A 20365-nucleotide genomic window follows, 5' to 3' on the forward strand; every position below is an offset into this window, starting at 1 on the left:
CCGCACCGAAAGAACCGATTGGGAGTACAAGTATGAAGACGTTTCTTGCCACAACAGCACTGATCATCACCGCCGCGGCGGCCCATGCCGAAAATCCGATGGTGGGCGGTGCCGAGATGTTCGCGGACCAGCCGATTGCCGCAAATGCCTCGAACGCGCCGAACCTCACCACGCTCGTCGCCGCAGCCAAGCAGGCCGGGCTGGTGGATACGCTGGCCTCCGATGGTCCGTTCACAGTCTTCGCCCCGACTGACGATGCATTCGGGATGATTTCGGAAAAGTCGCTGATGGCGCTGATGGCGGACAACAACAAGGCGCAACTGGCGCAGATCCTGACCTGCCATGTCGTCGCGGCCGAGGCGTTTTCAACCGATATCGCAGGAATGATTGCCGATGACGGCGGTGCGCATGATGTGCCCACGGTCGGGGGCTGCACGCTGAGCGCCTATATGCAGGGCGGCAAGCTGAAGCTGAAAGATGAAAACGGCCGCGTCGCTACCGTCACCATTGCGGATGTGGACCAGTCGAACGGTGTGGTGCATGTGATCGACCGCGTACTGCTGCCCGCAGGCCAGGCCGGCTGATCACTGCGCGAACGCGACGAACGGACAGGGCCGCCCCTTTGGGGCGGTCCTTTTCGTCTTGTGTACGGACAGGGCGCTGCGGCGCCTCTTTCAGCCAAAACTCGTTTGTAGAGCGGCGCCCCTGCCCCTATCTCTTTGCACAGGGAAACAAAGGGCATCGGAGAGCGCACGTCATGACAACAGGATTTTTCTGGGATGAACGGACCTTCTGGCACGCGGGCGGCAACTATGCCTTCACCCTGCCGCTGGGCGGTCTGGTACAACCGCTTGCCGCCGGTGGCCTGCCCGAAAGCCCCGAAACGAAACGTCGCTTTCGGAACCTGATGGAAGTGACCGGGATCACCCGGGACCTAGATATGCGCAGCGCGGATATGGCCAGCCGGACAGAACTCGAAAGGGTTCATCCCGCCAGATACCTCGATGCCTTCAAGGCGCTATCGGATCAGGGCGGCGGAGAGATCGGCCACCACGCGCCTTTCGCGCAGGGCGGATACGAGATTGCGGCCCTGTCTGCGGGCCTGTCCACCGCTGCCGTGCGGGCTGTCGCAACCGGTGAGTTGACCAATGCCTACGCGCTCAGCCGTCCGCCCGGTCACCATTGCGAACCCGAAGACGCGAAGGGCTTTTGCCTGATGGCCAATATCGCCATCGCGCTCGAGGCAGCCTTTGCCGAGGGCCACATCAAGCGCGCGGTCGTGCTGGACTGGGACGTACACCACGGCAACGGGACCGAGCGCATCTTCTATGACCGCGACGACGTTCTGACCATTTCGCTCCATCAGGAAACGAATTACCCGCTCGATACCGGACATCTGGCGGATCGCGGCGCGGGCAAGGGCAAAGGGTACAACATCAACCTGCCCCTGCCACCGGGCGTGGGCCACGAGGGGTATCTGCACGCGCTCGAGGCGGTCATTCCGCATATCGAAGCCTTCAAACCAGACCTGATTGCGGTCGCCTGCGGGTATGATGCCGCCTGCCCCGATCCGCTGTGTTCGATGCTGGCCACGGCGGATACCTTCCGCCAGATGACACGCCGCATTCGCGAAGTCGCCGAAGCGCAGTGCGGCGGCAAGCTCGTGATGTCGCACGAAGGTGGCTATTCCGAAATCTACGTCCCGTTTTGCGGTCACGCGGTGCTGGAGGCGCTGTCGGACAGCAAGATCACCGCCGAAGATCCTCTGGCGGAGGTGTTTCGCATCCGTCAGCCGAACGACCGCGTCACAGCGTTTCACAAAGAGCTTATCGATGAGATGGCGCAAACACTGGAGAGCACCTGATGCCCGATCCGAACCCCGAGGCCCTGCGTTTTCTGCAAACACGCCGATCGCGGCCCGCAAAAACGCTCAGCCCGCCGGTGCCGGACCGCGACACGCTGATGATGTTGCTGGAAACGGCTGCGCGCACACCTGATCACGGCAAGCTTGAACCGTGGCGCTTCATCGTTGTCGAACGGCCCGCCATGGCTGATCTGGCGGAGCTTGCGCAAAAGCGCGGCGAAGCGCTGGGGCTTGATGCCGAGCAGATCGCCAAGGGACGCGCCCAGTTCGATCAGGGCCACCTCGCGGTCGCGGTGATCGAGGTGCAGAAACCGTCGGAAAAGATCCCCCCGCTCGAGCAGACCTATTCCGCCGGGGCGGTCTGCCTTGCCTTGCTGAACGCGGCGCTGGCCGCGGGCTGGGGCGCGAACTGGCTCAGCGGATGGGCAAGCCATGACCGCAGCTTCATGGCGATGGGTTTCGGCCTTGAGCCGCACGAACGCATCGCGGGGCTGATCCACATCGGCACCGAGAAAAGCACCCCACCCGAGCGGCCAAGACCCAATATTTCAGAGATCACCACATGGAAATAGGCGCTATTTTCCGGGCATTCGGTCTGAGCCTGTCGCAGATCGGCGATCCCCGTTTTGCACGGGTGCTGGGCATCGGGATCGCGCTTACCGTGGCGCTTCTGATCGGCTTTTCCGCGGGGCTGGTGTGGTTTGTCGGATGGCTGGCCGGCGATACCGTCTGGCTGCCGGTCCTCGGAGACGTGCAGTGGATCGACGATCTGCTCAGCTGGGGCGCGCTGGCGCTGATGCTGGTGCTGTCGATCTTCCTGATGATCCCCGTCGCCTCGGCGATCACATCGCTGTTTCTGGACGATGTGGCCGATGCGGTGGAGGCGGTGCATTACCCCGCCCTGCACCAGAAGCCGCGCACGCCCTTCGGCGATGCCCTGCGCGATTCGATCAATTATCTCGGCGTTCTGGTCGGGGTGAACATCCTTGCGCTCATCCTTTACATCATATTCACGCCGGTCGCGCTCATCATCTTCTGGCTGGTGAATGGCCTGTTGCTGGGCCGCGAATATTTCGCATTGGTCGCCATGCGCCGCGTCGGGCGGATGCGCGCCAACGAGATGCGGCGCAAGCACTTCGTCACCATCTGGGCTGCGGGCACGCTCATGGCGATCCCGCTGACAGTGCCGATCCTGAACCTTGTGGTGCCGATCCTAGGCGCGGCGACCTTTACCCACCTGTTCCAGTTCGTGACGACGGAACGCCCCGCCCCACCCAGTTTTCCAGATCGTCAACGCTGATGATGCCGGACAGGATGATGGCCACGAAGACCCCCCAAAGAAGGGCCGCGACAATGGTCGTCCAAAGCGCCTTCTTCTTCAGGTGATGCTGTTCGGGCGCTCCTGCGTGGGTGCCCGGCACGATATCGCCCCGGTCACCCTGCGTCTGGACGCGGATGGGCAGGATGACCAGAAACGTCATGAACCACGTTACCGCGTATAGAACGATGGCTGAGGTGATGCCCATGGCTTACACCTGCTCCAGTTCGACAAGCGCCCCGTTGAAATCCTTGGGGTGCAGGAAAAGCACCGGCTTGCCGTGCGCACCGATCTTCGGCTCTCCGCTGCCCAGTACACGTGCCCCGGTCGATTTCAGGTGATCGCGCGCCGCGATGATGTCGTCGACCTCGTAGCAGATGTGGTGGATGCCACCCGCAGGGTTCTTTTCCAGAAAGCCCTTGATCGGGCTGTCATCGCCCAGCGGGTAGAGCAGTTCGATCTTGGTGTTGGGCAGTTCGATGAAGATCACGGTCACCCCGTGATCGGGCTCGTCCTGTGGTGCACCTACGTTGGCTCCGAGCGCGTTGCGATACTGATCGGCCGCGGCCTCCAGATCCGGCACCGCAATCGCCACATGGTTAAGACGTCCGATCATCGCAATCTCCTTACCGGCTTTCATCCTGGCCCTTATGCGACGGGAAATCGTGAAGGGCAATGCGACCCGTTAACCAAGCCTTAGGTATCGGTGCCTAGTCTGAAATCAAGCCAACGAGGATTCGGAGAGTGCCATGAACAACATCGACCCACTCGCGCAGAACCTGCCGACACCGACCGCCGCGCGGCCTCTGCTGGGGCTGACGGTTCTGGTTGTCGAGGACAGCAGATATGCCTGCGAAGCCATGCGGCTTTTGTGTCTGCGCTCCGGTGCGCGCATCAGACGGGCCGATTGCATCCGCTCGGCGCGGCGCCATTTGCAGGTGTATCGCCCCTCGGTGGTTGTGGTCGACCTTGGCCTGCCGGACGGGGACGGATGTGACCTGATCGCCGAACTGGCGCGCGCCGAAGGCCCGCCGCCGATCCTGTTCGCCACCTCGGGCGACCCGAACGGGGAGGAAGCCGCGCGTGCCGCAGGCGCGATGGGTTTTCTCGCGAAGCCGATCACCTCCCTGTCGCTGTTTCAGGAACAGGTTCTGGCGTTGCTCCCGGCGGAGCGCCGTCCACCCGGTCCCCGTGCCATCGGCAACGAATTCATCGCGCCGGATCAGCTGGCCTACCACGACGACATCGCCCACGCCGCCGACATTCTTGAGAACCCGCCGCACGCAAAAGCGCTCGATTATCTTGCGCAGTTCCTCGCGGGGGTGGCGATATCGGTAGACGATACGTCGATGGTGCAGGCCGCGCAGGCCCTGGCCAACCGCCGCGCCCGCGGCGAAGCAGCAGGGTCGGAGACCGCGCAAATTGCGGGGCTTATCCAGCAAAGATTGTCGCGCAAGATTGCCATCTGACGGAGGCGCGCGTCGGCCCCCCCGACCGTCAGAGGGTCGGGTCGCTGGACGCGCGCACCAGCCGGGTCATGTCACCCAGGCTTTCGCGCTGGCGGCCATGGCTGTCGAAGTTCGAGGGCGACAGCCACGTCGAAAACGCCTCTTTCAGCGCTGGCCATTCCTTGTCGATGACCGCGAACCATGCGGTGTCGCGGTTACGGCCCTTCGTCACCAGCGCCTGCCGGAACACCCCTTCGAAGCTGAAGCCGAGGCGCTGGGCCGCGCGGCGGGACGGGGCGTTGAGCGCATTGCACTTCCATTCGTACCGACGGTATCCCGCCTCGAACGCCCATTGCATCATCAGATGCATCGCCTCGGTCGCGGCGCGGGTACGCTGCAACGACGGGGCGAAACAGATGTTGCCAACCTCGATTGTGCCCGCGTCGGGGGTAATCCGCAGATAGCTTGCCACGCCTTCCCAACCGCCGTTCTCAAGATTCCGGATGGCGTAGAAAACAGGATCTTCGCCCGCTTCCACATCGCGCACCCAGCGGTGGTATTGCGCGGAAGACGCGAAGGGGCCGTTCGGCATGTAATCCCAAAGCCCGTCGTGGCCGGCGAAAGCACGGTGCAGCAGCGCTGCGTGGACATCCGCATTCAACCGGTCAAGCCGTGCATACCGCCCTTCCAGCGACAAACCTGCCGGACGCGGCGGCGCTGTCCAGTCATGAACGATCGCGCCGATCGGCGCGCCAGAGGCTGTACGATCTGTCATCAAAGCAGTGATAGGCGCAGACCCGGCCGCCGCCAAGAGTCTTTGATCGCGGAACCCGAACCATCCTTCGCGCGTATCTAGTGAAACACCGTTTCTGAAGGGATCCCCCATGCCATCGATCTATGACGCGATCAAAGCCGACCACGACAATCACCGCAAACTGCTGGACACCATCGCCGATACGTCCGGAGACAGCGAGAAACGTCAGGAAAGCTGGACCGAGTTCTATCGCGACGTCAAATCACACGCCGCCGCCGAGGAGGAGACGTTCTACTCCAAGCTGATTTCCGAGACATGGGGCCAGGACGCCGCGCGTCATTCGGTGCACGAGCACCAGCAGCTTGACGATCTGATGGAAGAGCTGAACGAGATGGACATGTCATCGCCGGGCTGGCTGACCAAGTTCAAGACGCTGAAACACGACTACGAGCATCACATCGAAGAGGAAGAGGACGAAGTCTTTACCCGCGCGAAAAAGGTGATCGGAGAGGAACAGAACGAAGGCTTCGGGATGCGTTTCGAGGCACGCAAGAAAGAGGAAATGGGCCTGATCGACGAAAAGCGTGAAGACAGCCTCGAAGACTGATCGCGCCACACCCGACATGCAAACGGCCTGCCGCATCCCTGCGGCAGGCCGTTTCTGTTCTGCGCCCGGTTCAGTCCTGCGGGATGACGCGCAGGCCCAGTTCCATCAGCTGGTCCGGCAGTGGCTCTGACGGGGCATTCATCATCAGGTCCTCGGCGCGCTGGTTCATCGGGAACAGGATGACTTCGCGAATGTTGCTTTCCTCGGCCAGCAGCATCACGATCCGGTCGATCCCGGCAGCGCATCCCCCGTGGGGCGGCGCACCGTATTGGAACGCGTTGACCATCCCGCCGAAACGCTTGCGTACTTCTTCTTCGCCGTAACCTGCGATCTCGAACGCCTTGAACATGATCTCGGGCTTGTGGTTCCGGATCGCGCCCGACACCAGCTCGTAGCCGTTACATGCCAGATCATACTGGTAGCCACGGACCTCCAGCGGATCCCCCTCCAGCGCTTCCATCCCGCCCTGCGGCATGGAAAAGGGGTTGTGTTCGAAATCGATCTTGCCGGTTTCCTCGTCGCGCTCGTAGATCGGGAAATCCACGATCCACGCAAAGGCAAAGCGGTTCTTGTCGGTCAGACCCAATTCTTCACCGATGACGTTGCGCGCACGGCCCGCCACCGCTTCGAAGGTCTTGGGCTTGCCCCCGAGGAAGAAAGCGGCATCGCCGACCTCAAGCCCCAGTTGCTGGCGGATCGCCTCGGTCCGCTCGGGGCCGATGTTCTTGGCCAGCGGGCCTGCAGCTTCCATGCCCTCACCCTGATCGCGCCAGAAGATATAGCCCATGCCGGGCAGACCTTCCTTCTGGGCGAAAGCGTTCATGCGGTCGCAGAACTTGCGGCTGCCGCCACCGGGTGCGGGGATGGCGCGGATTTCGGTGCCGTCCTGTTCCAGCAGCTTGGCGAAGATCGCGAAACCGGAGCCCGCGAAATGTTCTGACACGACCTGCATCTTGATCGGGTTGCGCAGATCGGGCTTGTCCGATCCGTACCACAGCGCCGCGTCCTTGTAGGAAATCTGCGGCCAGTCGGCCGGCGCATCGACAACCTTGCCGCCGCCGAACTCCTCGAACACGCCTGCGATGACGGGCGAGACGGTATCGAACACGTCCTGCTGCTCGACAAAGGACATCTCGAGGTCGAGTTGGTAGAAATCCGTGGGCGACCGATCGGCACGGGGATCTTCGTCGCGGAAGCACGGCGCGATCTGGAAATACTTGTCAAAGCCCGACACCATCAGCAGCTGCTTGAACTGCTGCGGCGCCTGCGGCAGCGCGTAGAACTTGCCGGGATGCAGGCGCGACGGCACCAGAAAATCGCGCGCGCCTTCGGGCGAGGATGCGGTGATGATCGGCGTCTGGAATTCGCGGAACTCACGGTCCCACATGCGCTTGCGGATCGACGCGACCACGTCGGAGCGCAGCGTCATGTTGCGCTGCATCCGCTCGCGCCGCAGGTCGAGGTAGCGGTAGCGCAGGCGCGTTTCTTCGGGGTATTCCTGATCGCCGAAGACCTGCAACGGCAGATCGCCGTTCACGCGGCCCAGCACTTCGATGCCGCGGGCGTAGACCTCGATCTCGCCGGTGGGCAGCTTTGCGTTCACCAGCTCGGGATCGCGGGCCTTTACGGTACCGTCGATGCGGATGCACCATTCCGAGCGGACCTTTTCGACCTCGGCGAAAACCGGGCTGTCGGGATCGCAGATCACCTGCGTCATTCCGTAGGTATCGCGCAGATCGATGAACAGAACCCCGCCGTGATCGCGCACGCGATGGACCCAGCCCGACAGACGGACGGTATCGCCGACATTGGAGGCATCGAGCGAGGCGCAGGTGTGGGTTCTGTAGGCGTGCATGGCGGTCCCTTTCATTGGGCGAATATCGCGCGCAGCTACACCGCGCGCGGGCCTTGAAGTCAAGGGGACAGGGCAGGATTTGGTCGCCCTTGGCGCTGGATCAGCGCCCCGGGGCCGGTAAAAGCCGTTTCTAGATCAGCCGCCCCATGGCAACGGCTGTGTCAATCATCCGGTTGGAAAAGCCCCATTCGTTGTCGTACCAGCTGAGGATGCGGACCATGTTTCCCTCCAGCACGCGGGTCTGGTCGAGGTGGAAGACCGACGAATGCGGATCGTGGTTGAAATCGGAGCTGACCAGCGGTTCGTCCGTATATCCCAGCACGCCCCGCATCGGCCCGTCCGCCGCCGCGATGATCGCCGCGTTGATTTCCTCCACCGTCGTGTCGCGCGCGGCCTCGAATGTCAGGTCTACCGCCGACACATTGGGCGTCGGCACGCGGATCGCCACCCCGTCGAGCTTGCCCGCAAGCTCCGGCAGGACCAGCCCCACGGCCTTTGCCGCCCCTGTCGAGGTCGGGATCATCGACAGCGCAGCCGCCCGGGCGCGGTAGAGATCCTTGTGCATGGTATCGAGCACGGGCTGATCGCCGGTATAGCTGTGGACGGTGGTCATGAAGCCCTTGTTGATCCCCACCGCCGCGTTCAGTACCTGCGCCACCGGCGCCAGGCAGTTCGTCGTGCAGGACGCGCAGGAAACGATGATATCCTCGCCGGTCAGGGACGCGTGGTTCACCCCGTAGACAACCGTCCTGTCCACCCCATCGCCGGGGGCGGAAATCAGCACCCGGGACGCCCCGTTATCAAGGTGCGCCTGACAGTCCTCGGCAGAGCGGAACACCCCGGTGCATTCCAGCACGACGTCCACGTCCTGCCATGGCAGGTCCGCGGGATTGCGCAGCGATGTGACAGCGATCGGCCCCCGCCCCGCGTCGATGGTATCTCCCGAAACGGTGATCTTTCCGGGAAAGCGGCCATGGACGCTGTCGTAGCGCAGAAGATGGGCGTTGGTCTTGATCGGTGCGAGATCGTTGATCGCGATGACTTCGATATCCTCGCGATCGTACTCGTAAATCGCGCGCAATATGTTGCGCCCGATGCGTCCAAATCCGTTAATGGCTACCTTGATGGTCATACTGCGCTCCCTTCAGTCCGGTCTGCGCGGAGCCTAGACAGTTAGCGCTAACATATCAAGGCGGCGATTACGGCATCGCTGGCACGGCGATTTCGACTAGCTGAGGGCCTGGAATTCGACGCGGCGATTTTCGTCCGCGCGGCTGTCGGCCTGATTGGCCGGGAATCGTTCGCCCATGCCGATGGTTTGCAAACGTTCCGGCGCGATGCCGCAGCTTTCTGTCAGGTGGCGCGCGACCTCTTCGGCGCGCAGGGTCGACAGCCGTTCGTTGTATTCGGCCGAGCCCGATGTATCGGTGTGGCCGACGATCCGCACAAGGTTGATATCCGTCTGCTGGAGCACCTGGCACATCTTCGCAAGCTTGGGTTTCTCAGCCTCGGAAAGGGCAGCGGAATCAAAGCCGAAGGTGATGCGCAGGTTGACCTGAAGTTCCGGATCAAGCTGGCCGAAAACCACAGGCTGCGCCACCAGCGGCTTGTTGGGGTCAGTGGTATTCTGCGCGGCGTCGGCCGTGACGGTTGCCGCCGTTTGCGGCGCCGCAGAGGCATCATCGACGGTCACCAGTTTCAGCCCGCGCGTGGCCCCCAGCGGATTTGCATTGGCTTCGCTGAATGCTTCTTTCTGGCGCTCGAAAAGCGCTGCAAGCTCTTCGACCGAAAGGTCTTCCTGAGCGGCGAGAGGGGAGGCGAGAAAGCCGAGAGCGGCTATCGCAGCGGGTATGGCAAAGCGCATGGATCTGGACCTGTCGTAAAAAAGAATTTGATATGAACGAGGGCTAGGGTATCATCAAAATCGTTTCAAAGCAGCTATTTTTTGAGTTTTCCTATGCATAATTTCCCCGATTCCGGTCCGTTCGGACCGGCTCCGGCCTGATCGGCGGCGGTCGCGGTGTCCGCCCCCATAACCCGCATTCCTCCGCTGCTGCCCGTAGCCGCGCCGCGGCTATACGGGGCGGGTCTGACCCACACGGGCCTCGTGCGCGAACGTAACGAAGACGCGATCCTGACCGATCCGTCCGGCGTCCTGTGGGCGGTCGCGGACGGGATGGGCGGCTACGGGCACGGCGACGTGGCGTCGGATATCGTGATCGAAAGACTGAGCGAGATCACCGATGCGGCGCTGGCCCCGCAAGCCCTGCGTGCGCAGTTGCACAGTGCCAATGCCGACATTCTGGCCCAGACGCGTGGATCGGGGCAGATGGGCGCCACGGTGGTTGCCATGCTGGTGCAGAATTCCGCGGCAACCATTGTCTGGGCAGGCGATTGCCGCGCCTACCTGTTGCGTGGGCGGTCGCTGCGCCTGCTGACCCGCGACCACACGGTCGTTCAGGACATGGTCGACGAGGGTCTTTTGGGCGACAGCGACCGCGAGAGCCACCCAGAACGCCACATCGTCACCCGCGCGGTCGGGGTAGAGCCGGAGCTCGATATCGACGCCACGGTCGTGCCGCTGGTGAATGGCGACAGGTTGCTTTTGTGCAGTGACGGGCTGACCGCCTGCCTTGGCGATCAGGATATCGCAGAACATATGAGGGATGCGGCGACACCCGAGAAAATGTGCGATGCGCTTGTGATCGCGGCCCTCGAATTCGGGGCGCCCGACAATGTATCGGTCGTTTCGGTCTTCGCGGCGGAGGCCTGAGCATGCGGGAAGGTACGCTGATCGGTCCCATCATCATCGCCATCGGCCTCGTGCTCGCCGCGATCTGCCTTGCCGTTGTGGGCGCTCTGTTGCAAACGGCGGACAGCAGCGTGCAACTGCGGCTGGAGCGTACGGAAGCCGACAGCGCGCGGCTGCGCGGCGAGATCGAAACCCTGCGCTCGGAATTGCGTGACGCCGAAGACCAGCTGAAAAAGCTGGCCGAGGAGGTGGCGCTGGGTGTCGGCGCCGCCCCCATGCCGCAGGGCGGCGGGGACCTGACGGTTGTCCCGCCCACAGACTTGCCGGACGAGGAGCACGGCGGCACCGAAGCGATGACCGAGGTGATGAAACTGGCCAAGGCACGGTTCAACCAAGGCATCACACAGCCGCGCAACAGCGTCATGCTGGACGTGCTCGGTGCACCCCGCACATCGAAAACCGTGGATTGCAGCGGTGTAACCCAGCCCAAGCTGAAATCCCTGCTGGAGACCCGTCAGGTCGGGCCGATCCGCGTGACGATGCTGAAACCCGCGCTGGAGAGCCTCGAACGCATCGTCGCGCGCCTGAAAGAAAGCGAGCCGGACATCCACGATGCGCTCGGCACGGCGGGGGCGCTGTGCGCGCGGCTGATCCGCGGCTCCAGTTCCTCGTGGTCGAACCATTCGTGGGGCACGGCGATCGACGTGAAGCTTCAGGGGCGGCTCGACGGGTTCGGGGATGGCGGCACGCAGTTCGGCCTTTTGCTGCTGGCCGAACTCTTCAACGAAGAAGGGTGGTACTGGGGCGCGACCTATAACCGCGAAGATTCGATGCATTTCGAAGTGGGGGTAGAGACGCTGCGCAAATGGCAGGCCGAGGGCAAGCTGTAGCCGATGGCAGCCCCTGCCGCCTCCGCGCTGGATCGTGCCGCAGGTCCCGTTCTGGCCTTTGTCGACGATCTGGAACGGCAGGCGCGCGCGGGTGCCGCGGAACTGGTGGACCGCGCCGAGGCTGAACTGCGCCGCTTCGAAAGCGATGCCGCGCGCGCCGGTGTCGCCCGCAACGCGATCAAACCCGCCCGCTATGCGCTGGCGATGCTGATGGATACCCGCGCGCGCGGCCTGCCCGATCTGTCCCTGAGCAGGTGGTCTGTTCTGGCCCAGCGCCAGCTTTTCGAAGGCCACGACATGCCCGTGGCCCGCATCCGCGAATTCCACGCGACGGCGGCGCGGCAGGGCCCCGAATACGTCGATCTCGAACGGTTTCTCGGCGAGGTTCTTGCGCGGGCCGAGGCCGGGCGCAACGCCCACCGCCGGATCGAGGGGGCGAACTGGAGCCTCAGGATCGCGCTTTATCTTCTGGTGCTGGTTGCGGGTCTCGCCGGCTATGCAGGATGGCTCGAACACAGGTTTCACGCGCGCCTGATCTCGGCCTTCGACGCCGAGGCGCTGAACATCGGGCTTGACCGGGCGCAGGAAGGGCCGGCGCTGGTGCAGCGGCTGGACGAGATGCGCGATGCCGTCGACCGTGTCGCGCGCACCGCTGCCGAAGCGCCGCTGCGCGGGCAGTTGCGGCTGCCGTTCGGCGACGGGCTGGCCCACGCCGAAGCGATCTATGACGCCGCCATCGCCCGCCATGCCCCGACCGCAATCGCCAGTGCAATCGAGGACGTGCTCGCCACCGAAGGGGACGGCCTCATTCTCTACGATGCGCTTCGCGCCTGGTCGGTTCTGACCGGCGCCGAAGACTGGAGCCCGGCCTACCTGCAAGGCTGGATCGAGGACAACGGCGCGCGTGTCGGTCTGGCAGGTCTGGGACCACACGCCGCACGCCTCGACGGGCCGCGCCCCGCGATCACCGCACAGGACACCTTGGTGATGGATCAGGCCCGCAGCTTTGCCGCCGAAGTGCCGGAGCCCGCGCGCGCGTGGCTCGAACTGCTGAGGTCGGAGAGAATGCGCGCGCTGCCTGCGTGGCACCCGACGCAAGAGGTCACCGCGCTGGAAACGGTGGTTCTGCGCCGCTCGGGCAAGCCGATCGAGACGCCTGTACCGGGCCTTTTCACGGCGGATGGCTGGGTAGAGGCGCGCGATTTCGCCGTGGGCGGCGCGGTTCAGAAAGCGCGGGATGTGGCGCCGAAAATCGTCGGACGTGCCCTGCCTGCGGAAAACGGATCCCCCGATCTGTTGATGGACAGATTGCACGTCGAAACGCTGGAGCGGTGGAAGACGTGGCTTGCCGATCTCAGAGTACGGCCCTTCGCACAACGCGAGACGGCGATCATCGTCTCGGGCGCATTGGCCCAGCCCGAAAACCCGCTCACCGCGCTGTTGCGGGCGGTCTGGGTCCAGTCCGGCGGCGCGGACCGGGGCCGCACCCATGCACAGCAATTGATGCTGGCGCGCGAATTCGGTGCGATGATCCAGTATGTCGAACAGGGCCGGATGACCGAAATCTCGCGCCTGTTTTCGCAACTCAACGTGGCGCTGGGGGCCATAGATATCGACGCGGGCCGTGGCACCCGCCGCCTGATGAGCATTCAGGACCGCGCCCGCTCTATCGCGGCACTGAAAAGCGCACCCCGTATCGTGGTGCAGATCGCCGAAGACGTGCTGGCGCAATCCGCCCTGCCCGAGCAGGGCCAATCCGCCAACCCGCTGACCCGTGGCTGGCAAAGCCAGGTCTACCCGCTGTGCCGCGAGACGCTGGCGCGCTATCCCTTCGCCGACACCCAGGATGCGTCGATGGCCGATGTTACCGCGCTGCTGGGACCGACCGGCGCGCTCAGCACCTTTGTCCGCCAGAGCGCCGCGCCCTTTCTCGAAACGGCAGAGAGCCCGTGGCGCTGGAAACCAGAGGCCCGTTTTGCGGGTGTGACCCCCGAAAGCGCCGCGTTTCTGGAACGCGCGATGCAAGTGGCCGAAGGCCTGTTCGCGCCCGATGGCCAGATGCGGTTTGATCTGACGCTGGCGGCGCTGGCCGAACGGGGCCAGACAATGGTGGCCATCGGCGGCAGCGCGCAGGCCGTTCGCGCAACGGGTGCGCCCGCGGCGCTGGTCTGGCCCGGACCGCAGCCGCAGATCGGCGTCGAGGTCAGCTTTCGCGAGGCCGCGGATGCTGAGCGCATCCTGCACAGCGGCCCATGGGGTCTGATGCGGCTGATCGACGGTCTGCGCCTGCGCCAGCGCGACGACGGCCAGCGGATGCTGCTGGACCTGCGCAGCAACGCCGGCCGCGTGTTTCTCGAGATGGAATTCGCCACGCCCCTCAACCCCGTGTCGGTGCGCAGCGCCATGCGGGGCCTCGCCTGCCCGCCCAGCCTGTGAGGTATTTTTCGCCCCACCTGCCCAGATTTCCTGTATAGTTTTCGTGTTTGTATCAAATCCTTTTTATCGACTCGCGCTCTGACCGAAGGAGCAGACCCATATGGAACCCCGCATTGCAACTTTGTTTACGCCTTTACAACAGCTGTCAGGCCCCGACGGCAGCCCGATGGACGCGCTGCTGTTTGCGCATCTCACCGGGAGCGACTGCGTCAGCCGCTGTTTCGAACTGGACGTGCTGGCCGAAAGCATAGACCCCAACATTGACGCCGCAGACCTACTGGGAAAGGCGATCACGATCGCCGTCCATCCCGACCCGTCGGCGCCGGAGACCATCCGCAGCTTTCACGGGATCGTGGACAGGTTCGTTTTCGAAGGAAACGATGACGACGATTTCTACCAGTACCGGCTGATCCTGCGTCCGATGCTCTGGCAGCTGTCAAAGCAGACCGACAACCGGATTTTCCAGAACATGTCGGTGCCCGACATCATTACCGAAGTGCTCGATGTCAACGGGATCAACGACTACCGTTTCGATCTGAAAGGCAGATTCGCTAAGCGCACCTATTGCGTGCAGTTCGGCGAGACGACTCTGGATTTCCTCCAGCGACTGATGGAACACGAAGGCATCCGCTATTTCTTCGAATTTCAGGAAGAGGCGCATGTTCTGGTCATCGCGGACGGGAATTCTGCCGCACCGGTACGCACCATCCGGTTCGAACCGAACGATCTGCAATCGACTGTCGGCGAGGGGGTGATGTCGCGACTGACGCGGACCGACAGCGTGGTGACCGCAACGCATACGGTGAACGATTACAATTTCGAAACCCCCTCCGCCGATCTGATCAACCGATCGGAGAACGGCGGCAGGCATGCCATCGACGACAAGGAACGCTATACCTATCCCGCCGGTTTCACGGAAAGCGCGGCAGGCGGCGATATTGCCGAAGTCCGGCTTGATGAAAACAGGTCCCTGCAACAAAGGATCACCGCCCGCTCGAACGCGAGCGACATATGGTCGGGCGAAGTCATCAAACTGATTGAATATCCGCGCGATGCGGAGAACCAGACATACCTCACGCTTGGTGTCGATTACGACATTCTGGACGGCCAGTATTCGGCCGGAACCGATTTTGACCGCGATGTCGGGATCATCACACAGCTGCATCTGTTTCCATTGGACGGTGTGCGGGAATACAGGCCCCCGCGCACGACCCCAAAACCGGTCATGAAAGGCCCGCAGACCGCGCGCGTTGTCGGTCCTTCGGGCGAAGAAATCTATACGGATGAATACGCGCGGGTGAAGGTACAGTTCTTCTGGGACCGGCTGGGGGACTGGGACGAGGGCTCGACCTGCTGGATCCGTGTCAGCGCCGCATGGGCCGGTGCGGGCTGGGGGTTCATCCAGATCCCCCGGATCGGTCAGGAGGTGATCGTCGATTTCCTCGACGGTGATCCCGACCGCCCGATCATCACCGGACGGGTCTACAACGCGGAACAGATGCCGCCCTACGACCTGCCCGCCAATGCCACGCAATCGGGGTGGAAATCCGCAAGCTCCAAGGGCGGCGGCGGCTGGAACGAACTGCGGTTCGAGGATCTGAAAGGCTCCGAGGAGGTCTATTTCCAGGCCGAGAAAGACCACAACGAGCTGATCAAGAACAACGAGACGCGCCACATCGGGAATGATTTCGCCGAAGAGGTCGTGAACAACGCCAAGCAGGACGTTGGCGTGAACCGCGACGAAACGGTGGGCAACAACAAGACCACCAGCGTTGGCGTCGACCGCACCGTCGATATCGGCAACAACGATACCGAAACCGTGGGCGTCGACCGTTCGCTGACCGTCGGCGCGAACGAGACCATCTCGATCGGGGCGAATTCGACAGAAACCATCGGTGTGAACCACAGCCAGACAGTCGGTGCGAACCAGACCATCACGGTCAGCGTCGCGCGGGTGGACACCGTGGGCGCGGCCGAGACGCGCACGGTGGGCGCGGCCCAGGTCAACTCGATCGGGGCGACCCGCCAGATGACGGTCGGGGCGACCCAGACCCACGAAATCGGCGCCACCGACACATGGAAGATCGGTGCAGGCCAATCCGTCGAAATAGGCATGGATCAGGCCACCGAGGTCGGGGCGAACCACAGCCTGAATGTCGCCGAAAGCAGCGCACACGCCATTGGCAAGGATCTGTCCTTCACTGTGGGCGAGAACATGAACGTCGAGGTCGGCAAGGACATCGTCGTCAAGGCGGTCGACAGCATCACCTTTACCTGCGGCGATGCGAAATTTCAGATGAAGAAGGACGGTACCATCGTTCTGGAAGGCAAGGATCTGACGATCAAGGGATCGGGCAAGATCAACGTGAAGGCCAGCAGCGACGTCACGATGAAGGGCAGCAAGATCAACATGAACTGATCTGCGCCAGTTGCGGCAACAGAACCTGCGGGGCGTCTGCCCGCTGCCCCGCCCACCACATCACAGCGGGTTTCAGCGCCTCGCCCGCCGCCGGTGGCAGCGCTGTGTTGCGCAACGCATCGGCCAGCGTATCGGCGTCACATTCGCCATCCGCCGCGCGCAAGAGCAGCGGCCAGACGCCATCGGCCCAGCCATCCGCCCCGGCGCGGTCGGTCCCCGACAGCGGCACCAGAACGCACAGCGGATAGGACCGCCCGACGGCATCCCCGCTCGGCTCGACCAGTATGATCCAGTCGGATGCACCCAATTGCAGAACGATCCGCACGCCCCCTTCGGGCCAGCCACAGGCACCGCGCGCGATATCGACCAGATGCGCGCTCAGCCACGCATCGAGTGGGCCGCGGACACCCGGCGGCATGCCCCGCGCGACGAAATCCCCCGCTGAAGGCAGTTTGCCGAAAAAACCAGAACCCACCGGCGCTCAGAATCCGCGCGGGCAGGAAAACCCGGAGAACATTTCCAAATCGAAGGGGTTTTCGACCGAGTTGGCCCGCAAGTTGAAATTGGCCGAGAAACCTCCGGCCGAGAGCCGGAGATCAAAGGCTTCGGGCAGGGCTGTGGGCGACAGGCGGCCTTTGCGGATGAGACGCAGGATCGCCCAGCTTCCGGTTTCCGACGTCACCAGTTCGGCCGTGCCGTTCACCGGCGCGAAGCTGAGCGTGATCATGTTGGTGCCGTCCGGTCCCGGCCATGTCATCGGCGCGGGACGTGCGGCGGCGTTGAAATAGCTCAGGTTTTGCCCGTCGACGTTCAGGGTGACGCGGCTGGCGTTGGCAGAAAGGTCCGTCGGCTCCAGCGAGAAAGCCATGACCGGCCCCGCACCGCCCGGAAACAACGCATCGCGCATCGCACGGGCGTGCTCGAACGGCTCCAGCGATGCGGCGTCCAGCCCGAAATCCGCCCGCCAGCGCCACGGGCGCACGGCATTGTCTATATAGGGCTGGAGATGATCGTTGATGAACTTGTCCATCAACCCGCCTCCGCCAAAGAGCCGCGCGAAATCGAGCGTATTGACGTCGATGGCGCTGGACTGATCGAAAGGATACCGGCCCGATGTGGCAGAGGTGCAGAACGGCAGGACATCGGCACGCCAACGGGCGTTCAGCTGCGCAATCACCGCTTCGCGGGTGACGGCGATCGTATCCCCGGCGATCCCTGTCAGCCATGTGTCTATCGGATCGGGCAGAACGGCGGCTTCATTGGCGATGGCACCGGTCAACTGCGGCAATCCTCCCCGTGCCAGCAGCGCAGCCTGCGGATCGGGGCTGGCGGCGACGGTCTGCAATTCGTTCGACAGCGCCGTCAACGCCGCCACCGCATCGCCCAGAAGCGGCGGTTGGCCGTCGACTTCCTGCACCGTCGCACGGATCGGCGCGAAATGGTTCGACACGATCTCGCCCGGCGGGCGCGGAGGCGGGCCGTCGGTCTTGGTGGTGCGCGCGATCTTGGCGCCCGTCTTGACCAGTTTGCCCAGCTTGCCCAGCTTCGACGCGGCCTTGAGCGCCCCTTTCTGTGCGGCGGCGTTGCCGTCGCCCTCTTCTTCGACGCGGGCAAGATGGGTCTCGTAGACCACGGATTCCAGAAGCCGTTTCAACGCCGAATCCGCCGATGCGAGATCCTTGAGGTTCTGGCGCGCCTGCGCCAGATCGCCAATCGGTGTCAGCCGCACGTCGCGCAGGAACCCGTCCCACTGCGAGATGAAATCATCGTAGTAGAGCTTGAGAATATCCTGCTCCAGCGTCTCTTCGGACGCCTCGGCGCTTTCGGAACAGCCGCCCGCGAATACCGCACGGTCAAGGATGGCCTGCGCCGCGACCTCGGGCACGAGCGGCAGAACGACCTGATGGAAACCGTCGTAGGTGAAGGCCCCCGGCAGGCCCACGCGCAGGGTCTGCTCTGACAGGCGGGTCAGGACGCGGGGTCCGTTCGGCCCTGTCTTTTCGGCCGGGATCCAGTCCTTCAGGCCGGTCACCGCCGGATCTGTGCGCAGGTTGCGGTAGGCCCGCACCGCAAGCGGAATCGTGCAGATGCTTTCCAGCGCGACCGAAACCAGCGCCGGGTCATGTTCGATCTTGTCGGGTTCGCCCGACATGCGCGACAGGGCCGCAAGCTGGTGATCGACGGATTCTTCGGTCGGAAACGGATCGATCGGTGCGAACTCCGGCAGGACAACCTGCCACCACTGGCCCAGAAACGCGGCGTCATAGGGCGCCTGCCCCGTCATCATCTGGTAGGATTTCAGCGCGCCAAGCAGGAACTCGGGATCCCGCGAATGCCGCCACATCGTCGCCTCCAGAAGGGCGACCATGCGCGGCTCCAGGATATTGCGCAGGGTCTGGTCGTAAGCGATGGCATGGATCTGCGCCAGCTCCGGCTCCGCCGTCGGGCCGATCAGCGTCAGGGGGCTAGGCGCCACCGAAGTCTGCGCATTCGCGGTTTCGTTCGCCGCTTCCAGCGCGAGGTTGAGGTCGAGCGGATCGGTGGGCGCCTGACGCGCGGCGACATTGGCCAGCCGCGCGGACAGGTTCGTCAGCTGCCGTTCCTGTTCGCCCAGCGCACCGTTGTAGCGCAAAAACGAAAACAGAAAGACAGTCCCCAACAGCACGGTCACCAGCGTCGCACCCGCAAGCGTTCCGCGCCAGATCCACCGGCGCCGTTCCTCGGCGCGCGGATCGAACCGGCCCAGCCCCGCCTCGGGAAAGATCAGATCGGTCAGCAGGTTACGCAGGAAAAAGCTGCGGGTGGTGCCATGCGCACGGCGCGCGGGCATCGGTGCGGACAGGCCAAGCGAGCCCGCGATCCCCGACACCATCCGGTCGATGGGAGAGCCTTCCTGCGTCGCCGATGTGAAATAGATCCCGCGCATCCACGGGCTTTCCTCGTAGCGGCTTTCGCCGAAAATCGCTTCGACCAGAACCTTGAGAGGTCCGGTCAGCTGGTCGAGCTGACCGGGAAAGCGGAACACCTCGGCGCGCTGGTCCAGCGGCAGATCATCGGCAATCCGCGCGGTCAGCCGCTCTTCGAGCGCTTCTTGCAGAACGCGCATCTCGCGCTCGATGGTCAGGCCGTCCACGCGGTCACCGGTGCCCAGTGTCGCCCCCCAGACCTGTTCGCGGTCCTGCGCGTTCAGATCGCCAAAATACGCCTCGAACCCCGGCACCAGATCAGCCTTGGTGATCATCAGGTAGACCGGCAGCTTCAGCCCCGTCTCGCTGCGCAGTTCCGCCAGACGCTTGCGGATCTCGCGGCCATGTTCGCGGATTGCGGTATCGTCCGCGGCCAGTTCCTGCACCGAAAGCGTCAGGATCACGCCGTTCAGCGCGCGGCGCCCGCGGTGTTTGACCAGCAGATCGACAAAACCCTTCCACTCTGCCGCATCGACATCCGGATCGCTTTGCTGCTGGACATAGCGCCCTGCGGTATCGATCAGGACCGCGTCTTCGGTAAAGAACCAGTCGCAGTTCCGCGTCCCGCCGATGCCTTTCAGATCGTCGGACAGGTCTATGGGAAAATGCAGGCCCGACTGGCGCAGCGCGGTGGTCTTGCCGGTGCCGGGCGGACCGATGATGACGTACCACGGCATGTCGCGCAGAAACTTGCGCCCTCCCAGTTTCGATCGCTTCATCTGCTCCATGATGCCCTGGAACTTCGCCTGCACCTCGGCCAGATTCTCGTCACCCGGACGTGACGCGGTTTCGGGATCGGGCGCGGCCAGTTCCGCGACAAAGGCGCGGTTGGCGCGCGCCGCTCGCATCTGGCGCAGCAGCATCGTGACAAGCCACAGGATGATGATCACGCCGATCACGATGATGCGCGACAGGTCGCTGGCAAGCGGTGCCGCCTCGCCCACGCTGATCAGCGGCCCGTAAAACCAGATGAGCGTGCACAGGATCACGATTCCGATCAGCGTCCAGAGGAACCGCGAGAACAGGAAACCGAGGATCTTTTTCAACGCGCCCATG

18 protein-coding genes are annotated in these 20365 nt (G+C 63.6%); 10 read left to right on the forward strand and 8 right to left on the reverse strand.

Features of this window, described 5'->3' with window-relative positions:
• Nucleotides 1-32 precede the first annotated feature (32 nt).
• The 4 genes from ABMC89_RS17125 (at nt 33) to ABMC89_RS17140 (ending at nt 3164) form a co-directional block, all read left to right on the forward strand.
• Complete coding sequence (locus tag ABMC89_RS17125; protein WP_349570095.1) at nt 33-584, forward strand: fasciclin domain-containing protein; 552 nt, start codon at nt 33-35, stop codon at nt 582-584.
• Between the two features lie 173 nt (nt 585-757).
• On the forward strand, nt 758-1864 hold the full coding sequence (locus tag ABMC89_RS17130) for a class II histone deacetylase (protein ID WP_349570097.1): 1107 nt from the start codon (nt 758-760) through the stop codon (nt 1862-1864).
• The gene (locus ABMC89_RS17135) at nt 1864-2436 is read left to right on the forward strand and encodes a nitroreductase family protein (protein ID WP_349570099.1); all 573 of its coding nucleotides are present in this window, start codon (nt 1864-1866) and stop codon (nt 2434-2436) included. Before ABMC89_RS17130 ends, ABMC89_RS17135 begins: the two co-directional genes overlap by 1 nt.
• On the forward strand, nt 2427-3164 hold the full coding sequence (locus ABMC89_RS17140; protein WP_349570101.1) for an EI24 domain-containing protein: 738 nt from the start codon (nt 2427-2429) through the stop codon (nt 3162-3164). The genes ABMC89_RS17135 and ABMC89_RS17140 overlap by 10 nt, the downstream gene beginning before the upstream one ends.
• Here the strand turns inward: ABMC89_RS17140 and ABMC89_RS17145 are convergent.
• Nucleotides 3094-3390 carry a DUF1467 family protein gene (locus ABMC89_RS17145; protein WP_349570103.1) on the reverse strand — a complete coding sequence of 99 codons (297 nt, stop codon included), beginning with the start codon at nt 3388-3390 and terminating at the stop codon, nt 3094-3096. The two genes, ABMC89_RS17140 and ABMC89_RS17145, sit on opposite strands and share 71 nt — an antisense overlap.
• 3 nt (nt 3391-3393) lie before the next feature.
• Nucleotides 3394-3798 carry a methylmalonyl-CoA epimerase gene (gene mce, locus ABMC89_RS17150; RefSeq protein WP_349570106.1) on the reverse strand — a complete coding sequence of 135 codons (405 nt, stop codon included), beginning with the start codon at nt 3796-3798 and terminating at the stop codon, nt 3394-3396.
• 133 nt (nt 3799-3931) lie between these two features.
• On the opposite strand from mce, the gene ABMC89_RS17155 reads away from it, so the two are divergent.
• Entirely contained in the window at nt 3932-4651 is a 720-nt protein-coding gene (locus ABMC89_RS17155) for a response regulator (protein ID WP_349570108.1), read from the forward strand.
• Nucleotides 4652-4679: 28 nt separating this feature from the next.
• Here the strand turns inward: ABMC89_RS17155 and ABMC89_RS17160 are convergent, their stop codons facing one another.
• On the reverse strand, nt 4680-5405 hold the full coding sequence (locus ABMC89_RS17160; protein ID WP_349570110.1) for a GNAT family N-acetyltransferase: 726 nt from the start codon (nt 5403-5405) through the stop codon (nt 4680-4682).
• Nucleotides 5406-5514: 109 nt separating this feature from the next.
• On the opposite strand from ABMC89_RS17160, the gene ABMC89_RS17165 reads away from it, so the two are divergent.
• Nucleotides 5515-5991, forward strand: coding sequence for a hemerythrin domain-containing protein (locus ABMC89_RS17165; protein ID WP_349570112.1), 477 nt, complete (start codon nt 5515-5517; stop codon nt 5989-5991).
• A 70-nt stretch (nt 5992-6061) separates the two neighbouring features.
• Here ABMC89_RS17165 and aspS read toward each other — a convergent pair whose 3' ends face one another.
• The 3 genes from aspS to ABMC89_RS17180 all read right to left on the reverse strand — a co-directional run bounded on the left by aspS (nt 6062) and on the right by ABMC89_RS17180 (nt 9710).
• Complete coding sequence (gene aspS, locus ABMC89_RS17170) at nt 6062-7846, reverse strand: aspartate--tRNA ligase (protein ID WP_349570114.1); 1785 nt, start codon at nt 7844-7846, stop codon at nt 6062-6064.
• Between the two features lie 130 nt (nt 7847-7976).
• Nucleotides 7977-8978 (reverse strand): type I glyceraldehyde-3-phosphate dehydrogenase, encoded by a 1002-nt coding sequence (gap, locus tag ABMC89_RS17175; RefSeq protein WP_349570116.1) that lies wholly within the window; start codon nt 8976-8978, stop codon nt 7977-7979.
• Nucleotides 8979-9074: 96 nt separating this feature from the next.
• Nucleotides 9075-9710 carry an OmpA family protein gene (locus tag ABMC89_RS17180; RefSeq protein ID WP_349570118.1) on the reverse strand — a complete coding sequence of 212 codons (636 nt, stop codon included), beginning with the start codon at nt 9708-9710 and terminating at the stop codon, nt 9075-9077.
• Between the two features lie 156 nt (nt 9711-9866).
• Here ABMC89_RS17180 and ABMC89_RS17185 point away from each other — a divergent pair, with 156 nt between their 5' ends.
• The 4 genes from ABMC89_RS17185 to ABMC89_RS17200 all read left to right on the forward strand — a co-directional run bounded on the left by ABMC89_RS17185 (nt 9867) and on the right by ABMC89_RS17200 (nt 16343).
• Nucleotides 9867-10619: a PP2C family protein-serine/threonine phosphatase gene (locus ABMC89_RS17185; RefSeq protein ID WP_349570120.1), complete on the forward strand. Its 753-nt coding sequence runs from the start codon at nt 9867-9869 to the stop codon at nt 10617-10619.
• A gap of 2 nt (nt 10620-10621) precedes the next feature.
• The gene (locus ABMC89_RS17190; RefSeq protein WP_349570122.1) at nt 10622-11488 is read left to right on the forward strand and encodes a M15 family metallopeptidase; all 867 of its coding nucleotides are present in this window, start codon (nt 10622-10624) and stop codon (nt 11486-11488) included.
• A 3-nt stretch (nt 11489-11491) separates the two neighbouring features.
• Complete coding sequence (locus ABMC89_RS17195; protein ID WP_349570123.1) at nt 11492-13924, forward strand: ImcF-related family protein; 2433 nt, start codon at nt 11492-11494, stop codon at nt 13922-13924.
• Between the two features lie 100 nt (nt 13925-14024).
• On the forward strand, nt 14025-16343 hold the full coding sequence (locus ABMC89_RS17200; protein ID WP_349570124.1) for a type VI secretion system Vgr family protein: 2319 nt from the start codon (nt 14025-14027) through the stop codon (nt 16341-16343).
• Here ABMC89_RS17200 and tagF read toward each other — a convergent pair.
• Nucleotides 16330-16818: a type VI secretion system-associated protein TagF gene (gene tagF / locus ABMC89_RS17205; RefSeq protein WP_349570126.1), complete on the reverse strand. Its 489-nt coding sequence runs from the start codon at nt 16816-16818 to the stop codon at nt 16330-16332. The two genes, ABMC89_RS17200 and tagF, sit on opposite strands and share 14 nt — an antisense overlap.
• A gap of 6 nt (nt 16819-16824) precedes the next feature.
• Complete coding sequence (tssM, locus tag ABMC89_RS17210; RefSeq protein WP_349570128.1) at nt 16825-20364, reverse strand: type VI secretion system membrane subunit TssM; 3540 nt, start codon at nt 20362-20364, stop codon at nt 16825-16827.
• Nucleotide 20365 lies beyond the last annotated feature (1 nt).

The sequence above is a fragment of the Sulfitobacter sp. HNIBRBA3233 genome (genome assembly GCF_040149665.1).
Classification (GTDB): domain Bacteria; phylum Pseudomonadota; class Alphaproteobacteria; order Rhodobacterales; family Rhodobacteraceae; genus Sulfitobacter; species Sulfitobacter marinivivus.